This window comes from Streptomyces monomycini (assembly GCF_022271435.1).
In the GTDB taxonomy this organism is placed as follows: Bacteria; Actinomycetota; Actinomycetes; order Streptomycetales; family Streptomycetaceae; genus Streptomyces; species Streptomyces monomycini.
Map to the genome: position 1 here is coordinate 1 of NZ_JAFIQY010000076.1, position 12,383 is coordinate 12,383.

Below are 12,383 nucleotides of genomic sequence, written 5' to 3' on the forward strand. Positions count from 1 at the left end.
CCCGGCATCGACTGGACCAGGGCCCACCAGTGGGACTTCCTGCCGCTGGACACCGAGGCGTTCCCGTCCGTGCCGCTGGCCTGTCACGTCGGCGACCTGGGCGGCACCGCGCCGGCCGTCTTCAACGCCGCCAACGAGGAATGCGTCGACGCTTTCTTGAAGGGCGGGCTGCCGTTCACAGGAATTGTCGATACGGTCGCCGAGGTGGTCGCGGAGCACGGTACGCCGGCCCGGGGAACCTCCCTGACGGTCGCGGACGTCTTGCAGGCGGAAACCTGGGCGCGCGCCCGCGCCCGTGAGCTGGCCGCCCCAGCGGCAACAGCCCGCCCGGTGGAGAGCCGCTGCGGGAGCGAGCGATGAGGAAGCCCGTCACGGTGCGGGTGCCCGCGAAGGTCAACGTGCAGCTCGCCATCGGCGGCGTACGCCCCGACGGCTTCCACGACCTGGCCAGCGTCTTCCTGGCCGTCGGCCTGTACGACGAGGTCACCGCCACCCCGGCCGACACGCTGCGCATCACCGCCTCCGGCCCGGACGCCGACCGCCTCCCCCTGGACCGTACGAACCTGGCCGCCCGCGCCGCACAGCTCCTCGTCGCCCGCCACGGCATCGCGCCCGACGTGCACCTGCACATCGCCAAGGACATCCCCGTCGCGGGCGGCATGGCCGGCGGCAGCGCGGACGCGGCCGGCACACTGATGGCCTGCAACGGGCTGTGGGGCACCGGCGCCTCCCGTGACGAGCTGCTGTCACTGGCCGCCGAACTGGGCAGCGATGTACCGTTCCCGCTGGCCGGCGGGGCGGCACTGGGCCGCGGCCGCGGTGAACTGCTGACGCCGCTGGAGGTGAGCGGCACGCTGTGCTGGGTCTTCGCGCTGGCCGACGGCGGCCTGCCCACCCCGGCCGTCTACGCCGAGTTCGACCGCCTCCGCGAAGGTCAGGCCGTGCCGGCCCCGCAAGCGTCGCCACGTCTGCTCGAGGCTCTGCGCACCGGCGACGCGGCCGCGCTCGCGCCCGCCCTGTCCAACGACCTCCAGTCCGCGGCCTTGTCCCTGCGCCCCTGTCTGGCCGCCACCCTGGCCGCCGGCACGGCAGCCGGGGCGCTCGCCGCACTGGTCTGCGGCTCGGGCCCCACGACAGCCTTCCTCACCCGCGACGCCGCATCCGCCACCACGGTCCGCGCAGCACTTCTGGCCTCCGGCACCTGCCGCACCGCCCGGGCCGCCCCAGGCCCCGTCCCAGGAGCCCACATCGTCGCTCACCGAGCCACCTGACGCGATATCAGCACCTCATCTCCGGAGGGCGCGGGGCGGGGCTGCCCCGGCCGCCGTGCGCCCGGACATCTGCCCCGCGGTCTTGCGGGACACAGGGCGGCGGGCACGGCACGGCACACCTGCGCCGCCGCCGTTGGCGGTTTCAGTTCAGGTGTCGCCGGGGGTGATGCGGCCACGCCACTGGCCGGTCTCGGTGCCGCGTTTTTCGATGAACGTCTTGAACCGCTGCAGGTCACCCCTGGCCTGACGGCTCAGGATGCCGAGCAGATCCGCCGCCTTCTCCGCCGCCCCCTCCGGCTGGATCTTCAGCGTCAGATGCACCCGTGTGCGACTGGGTGCCACGGCGTCGAAGGTGACCACCCCCTGCTGCTGGACCTCGCCGCCCGTGGTGCGCCAGGCCACCCGCTGGTCGGGAAGCTGATCGAAGATCTCGGCGTCGAACTCCCGCTGCACGCCACCGATTCTGGTCACCCAGTGGGTATGCCGTTCATCGAGCTGAACCACCCTTTCCACCCCCTCCATGAACGAGGGGAACTCCTCGAACTGCGTCCACTGGTTGTAGGCCGCCCGGAGCGGAACGGCGACCTCGACCGATTCCTTGACCGTACCCATATCACTCCTTGATCCGTGTCCACGCCTGTGGTATTCGTCCGGTGGCGAGTGCCCTGCACCGCGCCTGCCACACGGCGTTTCTTCCGGTCGGCGTGAGCTGGCCGGAACCCGCCGCGGTTTGGGTGGATATTGTTTTTTGCGCTGGTGGCGGGCGGTTGCAGGTGGTGCAGGTCCAGCACTTCAGGACGTCCTGGAGCAGGTCGAGGACGCGGTAGAGCGTGAGGCCGACATGTTCGCTCTTGGGTAGAGTCGCCGCTCGGTGAGGAAGGCGTGGGCAGCGGTCGAGGGGGACGTGGTGGTGCCGGTCTGGCCAGGAGCGTCCCTCGAAGTGGTCCAGGCCCCGGCCGTGCTTGAGTTCCCGGTAGTCGCGCTCGATGCGCCAGCGCAGCTTGGCCCGGTGCACGAGGTCTTCCAGCGGGGTCTCGGCGGGCAGGTTGGAGAGCCAGTACGCGGTGGGTTCTTCGGCATCGGTGGGCCATTCGGCCAGTAACCACAGGTCGGGCAGGAGGCCGTCTCACCAGCCTTGTCCGGCCGAGGCTCGGGCCCGCAGCGGGCGGGCGACGGAGTTGCCGGCCGGGCGCACGCGCTGGGCGGCGAAGCGCGAATGTATCGGGCCGCGGGAACCCTGGCGCCAGGTGAGCTGGGTGAACGCATCGCGCCCGAGGCGGGCGGCATGGGCGGCCACGGTCAGGGGTGCCTGGCGGTAGCGGGGCTGGGGCCAGCAGCCGTTGGGGCCTTTGCGGGCGGGGGCCTCAGGCACCGCGTCGAAGGGGTGGGCGGTGACGCGGGCGCCGACGGCCAGCACATATCCAGACCACATTCGGTGAGGGCAGTTCGAAAGCTCGCGTTGGTTGCGTAGGCCGCGTCGGCGAGCACGACACGTGGAGGCAGGCCCCAGGCGGTGAGTTCGTCGAGAATGTCCGGCGCGAGCAGCCACTTTGCGCGGTGTCCCACGTCCGCCGGCACCTTGCACGAGATGCGGCGCCCGGTGCCGTCGGCACACTCCTGCGGCAGGAACAGGCGCCACTGCAGGGGGCAGGAGGCCGCGGCGGTGACGGCGTGCACGCTGACCGCGACCTGGCAGTTGGCCCGCTTGCCCAGCACACCGCAGTACTGACGGGCCACGCCGACCGCCATCCGGCCCTCCTTGGGAAAGGACACGTCATCGACCCCCCACGCCTCGGGGCTGATCAGCGCCGTCATCCGTTCGGCGACCCGCCGCCGCACCGGGCCCGGGTCACAGGTGGACTGGTTGACGAACTGCTGCAGGTTCTGCTCGTTGCCGCCCTCCAGCCGGCCGGCCATCGCCTGGATGGACTTACGGCGCCCGTCGAGTATCAATCCCCGCAGACAGCAGTTCCCCTTCACGCGCTGGTCCCGCCGCGGCACCGACGCGAACACCTCCGCCACGAACGCCGCCAGCTCGGCTCGCACACCTGCTACCTGCCGCGTGTCCACACATCCAACATGCTTCCGCACAGCACGAACCAGAAGACCTAACGAAGTCCTACTAAAGGCAGAACGCTTAGCAAACTGTGTCGGTACAGCCTTTGCCGGGAGACGGGCCGATTCAGTGTCGGGGTTCTGCCGCGGAACTGTCCACGCGCTGCCCTGGGGGCTGGTCATCCACGCACAGGTCAGCGTTCTCGATGGTGTGCCTCGCCTGAGCAGAGTCACGCGGGAACGAACCTACGTGTTGGGGTTCCGCATTCTCCTCTCCCTGCTGGGAGGGGAGGCTCGAGCTCCCCACTCGGTAGTGTGACGTGTTCCCCGAGTCCTCGAACTTCGCTGACTGCACTCCTGATAGAGCGTTAGTCACGAGCGAGCGCAACCCGTAACGCGCCATCCAGAGATGACTGGAAACATGCCCGGTGACGTATTGCAGGCACACGTCTCGCATCTTTTGCGGAACACGTGAATCGCTCATCACGTCATATTGAAGCGACAGTACTTGCGCGAACGCCGACTTCAAGGTTTCTGCGTCAGTGCGCCCGCCCAGTCGGAAGAGATTCATCTTTTCTTTTTCGTGCGCATGGCGCGCCAGGGCCAGCATGTCGTGAGTTAGCGTGCACGCCTGCATGACTTTATCAAGGTACCCTGGGTCCCAGTCCGTACTCGGAACCCCGCCGGCCGCGAGGAGTGCATAGAGAACGTGGAGCCCCCCGCCGTCCAAAGCCTTCAGGTTCATGTAGCGTTCGTAGGCGTGCTGTTCGGCCAGGGGGTTGATCGACTCGATTGCCTTCAGAGCTTCATGCCGTTGGCAGGCAGCCGCGTAGCACGCATCCATCCCTTCCGTCAGGATAGACGCCGCTTGACTGTCGTCCCCCGCGATCCTGGCTGCGATATCTCCGAATGTCTCGCCGTAAATCCGGTGAGCAGTGATCGGGTGGAGCGTCTTGTCCGCTAGCCATGGCCTGTCCAGTAGGAGTGCGCACGAAATGTAGGCGGCCAGGTCGTTCCAGCTTTCTTCAGTGAGGGCTGTCCAGTGCATGAGCCATTCCATCGAGGTCTTCAGGCCCATTTCCCAGTCCGTGCGTTCAGAGGGTGCCCCGGAATAACGAACCATGATTACGGAGACCCTCTTGTTGATCTTCTGCTCGATCCCGGCCGGGTCGAGGATCGTCTTGTGATTCATGGGTTGTCCTTCCTCTGGCGAGGTGATGCCTGAATGCCTTTGCGGGAATTCGGTGCGGTGTCGGTGTCTTCCTTTTGCCCAACGGCCCGCCTGGCTGGGTTTCTTCCCTCCTCCCGGCGGGGCGGGGTCGGGCGGGGTCGGCGGTCGTTTCGGATGCCGCCACCGGTGGATGCGTTACCTCAGGCTCCTTTGGGCGGATTCCTGGGCGTTCACTGCACTACGTAGATTGCCGACGGCAAACATGGAGACAGCACATCGAGTGTGATGCCATGCCGCTCGAAGATGCTTCAGGCGGCGTAATTTCCATGCGCCGGGAGGCGTGTGGCCCTTTCTGGCCAAGTACCGTCCGCTCTTTCCCAGGGTCGGCCACTCCCGAGCCGGGCGCTGAATCGGAGCGAGCGGCGCTTCGGCGTTACGGAAGGGGGAGGCTACGCAAGCGCATCAGTTGATCTGCCTCATGCCGATCGGCCGGCACGCCCGTGCTCCAGCTTTGGCGCAGATGGCTCTGCCAACACGTCATGATGGCGTGGTTGATGCTCTCGCCCTCAGAAGACTGGTTGAGTATGTTGCTTTCGCCCCGGAAACACCAATGCCATAGATTCAACTATCGGTCTGCTGCGGCGCGCGGCCCAGCCCGAGGTGCCGTGGATTTTTGGGGGCGGGCTGTCTGAACATGCCGTCTCCCTCCACCGGTCGCGGTGTGGTGCATGACTGACGCGCCTTTTCAGAACGCTAGACAAGGTGCGCGATCGGCGCCAGAGATGGTGACGGAGCGCGGAAGCATCCAGGGTGCACGGAAGCAGGCGCAGGCGTTCAAAGGAGCGCGGGGGAGCGCAGGGGCTGGTGGACGGCGCACTCCGTGCGCGTGGCGCTGTCGGCGGGGCGCGGCACCGGCGTGTCCGCGCATCCGGCACCGGCCGGGCACAGTGCGCCCGCCCAAGCGTTGCCGCTCGACCAGAGCCGAACCTGACTGAGCTCACGCCATACTGGCCCGGCTCGAACCACAGACAGCTCTCGCCTTTCATGACCACAAACCGGACATGCTGCACTGGCCGGCCGGGCCTGCACCAGCACCGCAGAGGCAAGTCTGCGGCTGCCACGGCCACTGAGCCGTGGCGAGGTGCGGCCGGCACTCTTGTTCGGCCGGTCACCAGCGGCCTGCTTCATCGCCGAGCAGGGCGGCGATCCGGCGGCTGGCGACGCGGTTGATGTGCTTCGCGGCGGCGGCGACGGCCTGCTCGGCATCGTCGATCAGCCGTTCCTCGCAGGCCCAGGCTCCGGCGGGCTGGTGCAGGGCCCCGTCGCTCGCGGGCAGGCGCAAGGTGGCGGACAGCAGCAGCGCGGGCCGTGACTCGTCCTCAGGCACCTTCAGGCGCCGGGGCCCTGCGCCCCGGGAGTGCGGTCCTTCGGGCTCCCAGTCGCGTACCTCATACGGCGGACGGGCGTCGGCAGCAAGCTGCCCGTGTGGAACGGGAATGCCGACCTCACCAGGAGGCGGCCGTTGTCCTGCGACCGGATGAGCCGTACGGAACTCAGGTCGGGCCGGATGCAGACGTAGTCGGGCCTCATGACCGGCGCGGTGGCTACGGACCAGGCCCAGATGGCGAAGGCGACCGGATCGGTGCGATCTTCCTCCTTGAGACCGTCCAGGTGCCGGGCAAGGCAGCGCCCGAAGCGGGTTCCGAAGGGGATCTTGGCCTGATCCGTGACGCGGTCGTGGCGGTGCGCGACAGTCACGACAGTGGTGGCGGCCCAGACGGTCACGCGAGGCCCTTTCCTCACGGGCCCAGGGCCGGCAGCGGCGGCTCCGGCCCGAAATGGTCATCTCATGGTTGTCACACGGGCGGGAGCCGACCACAAGGAGGGCCGGGGCTGTACCCGAAAGGAGTCCATGGCGTGCCGACCGGCGTCTGCGGCCCGTCAAACGCGTCCTCCTCCTGCTACGCCTGCAGGGCTGCACCAGGCCCCAACGGCCCCCGACCGGCTGATACCCCCTTCACGGCCACGGACGTGAGGCACACGCCGCCTGACTGCGTGCCCGCGAGGGGCGTTCAGGGCGCGGGGCGCGGCTGCGCGCCGGGGCGGCGGTGCAAGATATTCCGTACCGGGCGGCGGGCGGCGGGCGGCGGGCGGCGGGCGGTGGGCGGGCAATCCGCGCTGCCTCACCCTGGTCCGTCCGGCAGCAGGCATCGTCTCAGCTACCGCGCAGGCGAGCCAGGCCAGTGAACGCTCCCTGACGGGCGTTGGCGCGTTTCCTCACCGGCAGGGCCAGACCCGTCGCCTCTGGTGCAGGCGCACGATCCGGGTCGCTGTGACGGTCGGGCGCAGCATCCGGGCCGGGGGATCGCTCCGCCTACGCGGCCGGGCATCGGGGTGTGCGGCGGCTCTTTCGCGCACCGGGAATCGTCGCACGGCGCTGTGCGCATGTGCTGTACGCGGCAGGCCGGGCATCCCGTGTGCGGTACTGACCGGCCCAGCCAGTGGTTGCGGTACAGACCGGGCCTGCCGCCTGTATCCACTCCACCCGTCGGTCCAGGCCGTGGCAAGGCCGCTGGCTCTAGGAGCGGTTGCTGTCGGTGCACTCGGCCCTTCCGGTGCGCGACGGCGTGCGACGTCATCTGTGTATGCGCCGTTGACATCACTTTCGGGTCAAGGTATTACCCGTTGAGGGTGATTGCGTGCGGCCGACTGCCGAGGCGCCGCAGAGTCACGGAGATTTCTGCCACTTGCCACGCAGCCACTGCACCCTCCCTTAAGTCGCTAGAACACACTCAAGTATTAGGGAAGGACGACGACATCACCGAGGATCACCCTAACGAGGCGAGGTCAGTAACCGCGAGCGTGAGCAACCGGACATCCATCCGGCAGACCGGGGCTCCACGGGCATGCCCATGGGGCCCCGGGGCTCGTGAGCCAGTATGTACGGCGTCTGTGCACAACTCGCCTACGCATCACGCCGGACATCAACTGCCCGTGTAGCGCGCCCATTGTCTGGCCGGCCGTAGCCGGTGGTCTCGGCGCCTCGGGCGGCCTTCCTCAGGAGCGGACGGGCACAGGACCTACACCGCGCCTCTGGCATACCTTATTGCTCCTGCTCCACAAGGGCCCCTGGCCGTCTGCACGAGTATGCCTACGCACCGGACGGGTCGGGGCATCTGCGCAGGCGGGCTCTGGGCGGCTTGGTGTGAACGGGGTACTTCCGTCCCGCGGCTGGTCGGGTATTGGAGGGGGCGTCAGCTGTGGGGTGCTCGCCCCGGACCTCGCTCGCAGAACTCCCGCGACGCAGGGCAGGGAGAGTTCGCTGCAGCCGGTCGGCAGGCCGTGGCGGGCCTGCCTCCTTTGCAAAGCGGCTGTACCGGCAAGCGGACGTCAAATGACCTGCCACGCCAGGACGAGGGGGCAGGCTCTAGCCGGTCGTCTTGGTCACACCATAGGTTCGCACATCGGTTGGCGCGTGCAGGGAGCTGGTGCTTAGAAGGCACTCGATCCATCATCGAGTGCATGGCGCCTGACCTGGGCAAACGTGCTCTTCCCGAGCTGTCCTCCGGGGCGTGGGGGACGCATGGGGAAACGGCAGGCTTTCGATGTCTGGGGGACACGAGAGGTCTGAGTGCCCGTTGTCAGGCTCTCACATCATCTTCACCGATTCGCGGCCCTCCGCAGAAACAATCGTGGCCCTCGCAGGCGTTGCAGGTTGCGGAGTCGAAGAGGGGAAGGTGACGGGACTGAAGCTGTTCCACACGATGAACGGCAACGTGGCCGAGGTCGCGCCGCGTCTGGCTGAGGTCGAGGCGGATGTGCAGCACCTCATCGAGGCGCACATGGAGACGATGCTGGGCGTGCGGTTCCTGGCGAGCGAGTACAACACCGGGCCGGTGCACGGCGGACGGATCGACTCGCTGGGCCTCGATGAGAACGACGCACCGGTGGTCGTCGAGTACAAGCGCGGCACAGACGCAGGAGTGATCAACCAGGGCCTGTTCTACCTGGCGTGGCTGATGGACCACCGGGCCGAGTTTGGCCACCTGGTCCGCGCGCGCCTGGGGGCGGAAGCCGCCTGCCGGGTGCGGTGGAGCGCGCCGCGGCTGATCTGCGTGGCGGGCGACTTCACCCACTACGACGTGCACGCCGTGCGCGAGCACCGGCGCAGCATCGACTTGGTCCGCTACCGCTTCTACGGCGAGCAGCTCGTCGGCCTGGAGACGGTGGCCTCCGTCACCGGGCAGGCGACGGCATCCGGGACGGCCCGGCGCGCCCGCGCGGGCGCGAAGACGCGCGGGCACCTGTCGCAGGGGGCGATGGCGGAGCTGGCTGCCGCGGTGGATGAGATGCTGCTGGGTCTGGGGCCGGACATCACCAAGACGGAGAACCGCCTCTACCGGGCGTACCGGCGGCTGCGGAACTTCGCCTGCGTGTGCCCGCCGCAGAAGAGCAAGCTGCTCGTCTACCTCAAGGCCGACCCGCAGGAGGCCGGCCTGGTGCCTGGCTTGACCCGGGACGTGACGGGGCTGGGCCACCACGGCACCGGTGACCTGGAGGTCCGACTGTGCTCGGAGCGGGATCTGGAGCGGGCCAGGGACCTGTTCCGTCTCAGCTACACAGCGGCGTAGCGCGAGACGCTGCAGGGCGTCGTTCCGGCCGGGGAGGAAGTTGTGGGCAGGTCTGGTGTCGGTTGCCTTTCGACGACGGGGCAGAAGTGGCGGTGGATTTCCAGTGAAGCGGTGATTTCCCGGTTTGGCTGACCGGGGAGCCGCTGATACAAAGCGCCGGGTAGGCGCGTGGTGCATCGAGCGCCTACCCGGCTGTCGCCTATACGAAGGGAGTGTCACGGTATGCGTTCTGAACCCTCACCGTCTTGGTGGGATCGCCCCCTGTCGCAGGGGGCCCGGGTGGCCGTCTTCGCCTGCATCATGGCCGTGCTGGCGCTGACGGGTGGCCTCCTGCTGGCCGCCCTCACTGATCAGTGGCTCGCCTGGGTCCGGTGGGGCTTGGAGACGGCCGGCATCTTTACGGTCCTCGGGCTCGCCTGCGCCCTGGTCATCCGCTGGGTGAGCAGGCCCGGTTAGCCCCGGTGTCTGAGGCGGGCCGGCCCGGCGGGCCTTCCGTCATGTCGCTGACTGGTCCCACTGGTTGCTGAAGGACAGTCGGGAACGGGCGGCGGGGGTGGCGATACCGGGCAGCAGGTAGCGCCACAGTGCGACCAGACGTCGGTACAGGTCGGAGCGGCCGGTGGAGATCTGGGAAAGGAGCTGCGTGCCGGAATAGGAGCTGACCAGCGTCCAGGCCAGTTCGTGCACGTCGACGTCCGCCAGCAGTTCGCCCTTCTCCTGGGCGGCGAGTAGTTGCTCGGCGAACTGGGCGACCCAGTATTGGTACGGGGTATCGTCCGGAGCGCCGAATTCGCCCTGCTCGACGGCCAGCCGCACGCCGGCGCGCAGCAGCGAGTTGGTCTGCAGCTCGCCTGCGAGGTAGAGGTTGATGTCGATGAGGCGCTGCAGGCCATCGTCTCCGGGGGGAGATTCCAGCCCGTTGCCCTGCTCAACCATGACCGCGTGAGCCAGAGCCTGCTTGCCGGAAAAGTGGAAATACAGTGCGCCGGGGGTGATTCCAGCCCGGTTCATGATTTTGCTGACGCTTGCGCCGCTGTAGCCGTATTCATCGAACACTTCGGAAGCTGCTCGAATGATCCTTTCGCGCGTTGCGACTGCTCGCTCGTGCACTGACTGCACCGTCTCTTTCGTCATCCCTAGGCATGGTACGGAAGGTGTACAGGGGGAAGGGTGTGGGGGTTCAGGCGCAGCTCACGCTCTGTGAATGTTGCTCCCCAAATGTGGTCAGAGCGCTGTCTGAGTGCGGCTCCTGGACTGGCTGAAGGCTCGCGACCGCATCCTCGGGGGCAGGGCATGCGGCTCTCCCGGCAGCGCTTACCCGAGGTGAGTGGTACATCGTAAGGCTTGCTGCTCAGAGAGGAGCTGGTCCGGCGTGAGGGGGCCGGCGTGCAACAAGAGCGGTGAACTTGCCGAGGGGTCCGGCATGGGGTCCTGCATTCCCTGTCGGATAGTGATAGGCGTCCAGATATGGCGATGCGTGACTTCGTTCCGATACTGGCCGAGCCCGTCACCGACCTTCCACCGGTAGGCGAACATGGCTTCGAAGCAAAGTGGGCGGGTTCCGCTGCATTCTGGAGCGCACGGCTGACGGAACGGTGCACCTGCAGTCGCGCCAGGGCACTGCGCTGACCATGTCGTTCAGTGACATCGCAGAGGCTGCGCAACGCGATTTTCCCGAGGAGGTGCTCCTCGATGGCGAAGTCGTCATCTGGTATGGAGGGCGACTGGACTTCGGCCGACTGCAACGACGGCTGAACAGGAGGCCGGCAGCGGTGCGCCGCGAAATCGCGCAGAGCCCGGCTCATTTTGTGGCCTTCGATCTTCTGCGTCGTGCCGGTGAAGACCTGACCGAACGCGCCTATAGGCAGCGCCGAGACGGGCTTGAGGCTCTCTTCGAGGAATGGCGCCTGACGCCGCCATGGACTCTGTGCCCTGTGACCTACGACCGGCAAGAGGCCAGGCGGTGGATGCAGGAGTGGGCTGCCGCGGGGATCGAAGGCATCGTGGCGAAAAACGTACGACAACCATATAGGCCGGGAGCCCGAGGCTGGATAAAGGTCCGCACCCGGCACACGACGGAAGCCATTACCGGGGCGATCACTGGGACGTTGGACTGTCCCGCCAGCGTTTTGCTCGCCCGGTTGGATGAGCGACAAAACTTGCGCTTCGTGGGCCGCAGCGCACCGCTTGCTCGTCAGCTCAGCCGGGAGATGGGAGCGCAGCTGTTGCCCGCTGCTGCTGGCCATCCCTGGCGCGGACGCGTCTTTTCTGCTGGCTGGGGCTCGCGTGAGACGTTGCGCGTCACGCTGGTCGCTCCGGAGCTGGTGGTGGAGGTCAGCGGGGATACGGCTGTTGAAGCGGGCCGGTGGCGCCACCCGGTGCGGGTACAGCGTCTGCGGCCGGATATGACCACGTCGGACGTTGCGTTGTTTGGGTCGGGAAACGGACCTTCGGCCGGGTGAGCCCGGCCAGGCGGTGCTGGCCAGGTCCCGGTCCGTCTGCCCGGCCTGGCTCTCGGAACGCTGGGATGTGAAGCGGCGCTCAGCGTGTCCGGGAGGCGCGGGGTGAGGGGGGCTGGGGCGGGAGGGCGGGTGCCGGTGCGGTGTGGTGGGTCCGGCGCGGTGAGCCGGTGGAGGGCAGCCGACGGGTGATGTGCCCATGGCTGAGTTCGTGGGCGAGTTCCTCCAGGACCGTGGCGGGAGTGTGCAGGGAGAGTCGGAAGCGCCAGGTGGGCCTGTCGGTGCTGGTGCCGGCCCAGGCGGTCCAGCCCGGCAGGCTGTCGGAGGTCCGGGTGGTGCGGGCGTCGAAGCGCAGGCCGGCGCCGTCGCCGTTGGGCGGTGTCCACTGGTTGCCCCAGGTGTAGCTCGTCTGCTGCCAGCCCGCTTCCAGCAAGGTGGAGGCTGCCGTGGCCAGGGCTGGTTCGGAGCCTGTGGCGCGGGCGTGTCCAGGCCCGTTGCTCTGGGGTCTGGGGCGGTGCGCGTCCGGGGAGGTGAGGGCGTCGAGCAGGATACGGACGAGGGCCGCGGGCGTCCGGGCGCTGGCGGTGGCATGCCAGAGGCGGTCGCCGACGGGAGAGCCGTAGACGGCGAAGGCCCAGGCCGTGTCCCTGGGGGCGGAGTCGTGGGTGAACTCGGCCCGCCGGGTGAGGGATTTGTAGGTTCCCCCGTTCCGTGTCCAATTGGTCACGAGTGACCAGCGGTTATGCGTGAGCGGGGAGCGGGCGAGAGCCGAGGTTTTCCGTCTCTGGTGTCCAAT

9 protein-coding genes and 3 pseudogenes are annotated in these 12,383 nt (G+C 68.1%); 5 read left to right on the forward strand and 7 right to left on the reverse strand.

The window, feature by feature from the left end:
• Both JXZ78_RS39650 and JXZ78_RS39655 read left to right on the forward strand, forming a co-directional pair.
• Positions 1-360 (forward strand): annotated as a pseudogene (locus JXZ78_RS39650) (1-deoxy-D-xylulose-5-phosphate reductoisomerase); the annotation flags it as partial.
• Positions 357-1,271 (forward strand): 4-(cytidine 5'-diphospho)-2-C-methyl-D-erythritol kinase, encoded by a 915-nt coding sequence (locus tag JXZ78_RS39655; RefSeq protein WP_030018039.1) that lies wholly within the window; start codon positions 357-359, stop codon positions 1,269-1,271. The pseudogene JXZ78_RS39650 and the gene JXZ78_RS39655, both read left to right, overlap by 4 nt.
• Positions 1,272-1,418: 147 nt before the next feature.
• On the opposite strand, the gene JXZ78_RS39660 is transcribed toward JXZ78_RS39655, so the two are convergent.
• The 5 genes and pseudogenes from JXZ78_RS39660 to JXZ78_RS39680 all read right to left on the reverse strand — a co-directional run bounded on the left by JXZ78_RS39660 (position 1,419) and on the right by JXZ78_RS39680 (position 6,282).
• Positions 1,419-1,883 (reverse strand): SRPBCC family protein, encoded by a 465-nt coding sequence (locus JXZ78_RS39660; protein ID WP_030018038.1) that lies wholly within the window; start codon positions 1,881-1,883, stop codon positions 1,419-1,421.
• Between the two features lie 180 nt (positions 1,884-2,063).
• Positions 2,064-3,341: pseudogene (locus JXZ78_RS39665) on the reverse strand (IS701 family transposase).
• A 112-nt stretch (positions 3,342-3,453) separates the two neighbouring features.
• Positions 3,454-4,518: a hypothetical protein gene (locus JXZ78_RS39670; protein ID WP_030018037.1), complete on the reverse strand. Its 1,065-nt coding sequence runs from the start codon at positions 4,516-4,518 to the stop codon at positions 3,454-3,456.
• A gap of 1,147 nt (positions 4,519-5,665) precedes the next feature.
• Positions 5,666-5,884 carry a hypothetical protein gene (locus JXZ78_RS39675; RefSeq protein ID WP_030018036.1) on the reverse strand — a complete coding sequence of 73 codons (219 nt, stop codon included), beginning with the start codon at positions 5,882-5,884 and terminating at the stop codon, positions 5,666-5,668.
• Between the two features lie 2 nt (positions 5,885-5,886).
• Positions 5,887-6,282 carry a hypothetical protein gene (locus JXZ78_RS39680; protein ID WP_030018035.1) on the reverse strand — a complete coding sequence of 132 codons (396 nt, stop codon included), beginning with the start codon at positions 6,280-6,282 and terminating at the stop codon, positions 5,887-5,889.
• 1,952 nt (positions 6,283-8,234) lie between these two features.
• Between JXZ78_RS39680 and JXZ78_RS39685 the strand changes: the two genes are divergently transcribed.
• Positions 8,235-9,128, forward strand: a complete 894-nt coding sequence (locus tag JXZ78_RS39685; protein WP_238783713.1) for a DUF5655 domain-containing protein — start codon at positions 8,235-8,237, stop codon at positions 9,126-9,128.
• Positions 9,129-9,350: 222 nt separating this feature from the next.
• On the forward strand, positions 9,351-9,584 hold the full coding sequence (locus JXZ78_RS39690; protein WP_157851467.1) for a hypothetical protein: 234 nt from the start codon (positions 9,351-9,353) through the stop codon (positions 9,582-9,584).
• A gap of 39 nt (positions 9,585-9,623) precedes the next feature.
• Here the strand turns inward: JXZ78_RS39690 and JXZ78_RS39695 are convergent, their stop codons facing one another.
• Complete coding sequence (locus JXZ78_RS39695) at positions 9,624-10,262, reverse strand: ScbR family autoregulator-binding transcription factor (RefSeq protein ID WP_238783714.1); 639 nt, start codon at positions 10,260-10,262, stop codon at positions 9,624-9,626.
• A 407-nt stretch (positions 10,263-10,669) separates the two neighbouring features.
• On the opposite strand from JXZ78_RS39695, the pseudogene JXZ78_RS39700 reads away from it, so the two are divergent.
• Positions 10,670-11,590 (forward strand): annotated as a pseudogene (locus JXZ78_RS39700) (ATP-dependent DNA ligase); the annotation flags it as partial.
• A 79-nt stretch (positions 11,591-11,669) separates the two neighbouring features.
• Here JXZ78_RS39700 and JXZ78_RS39705 read toward each other — a convergent pair.
• Positions 11,670-12,383 (reverse strand): SPDY domain-containing protein (locus tag JXZ78_RS39705; protein WP_238783715.1); only part of this gene is annotated, 714 nt, incomplete at its 5' end.

Excerpts from the sequence above, each read along its gene's own strand:
- JXZ78_RS39695 (WP_238783714.1), bottom strand. The coding sequence starts at position 10,262 with ATGACGAAAGAGACGGTGCAGTCAGTGCACGAGCGAGCAGTCGCAACG.
- JXZ78_RS39670 (WP_030018037.1), bottom strand. The coding sequence starts at position 4,518 with ATGAATCACAAGACGATCCTCGACCCGGCCGGGATCGAGCAGAAGATC.
- JXZ78_RS39660 (WP_030018038.1), bottom strand. The coding sequence starts at position 1,883 with ATGGGTACGGTCAAGGAATCGGTCGAGGTCGCCGTTCCGCTCCGGGCG.
- JXZ78_RS39690 (WP_157851467.1), top strand. The coding sequence starts at position 9,351 with ATGCGTTCTGAACCCTCACCGTCTTGGTGGGATCGCCCCCTGTCGCAG.
- JXZ78_RS39655 (WP_030018039.1), top strand. The coding sequence starts at position 357 with ATGAGGAAGCCCGTCACGGTGCGGGTGCCCGCGAAGGTCAACGTGCAG.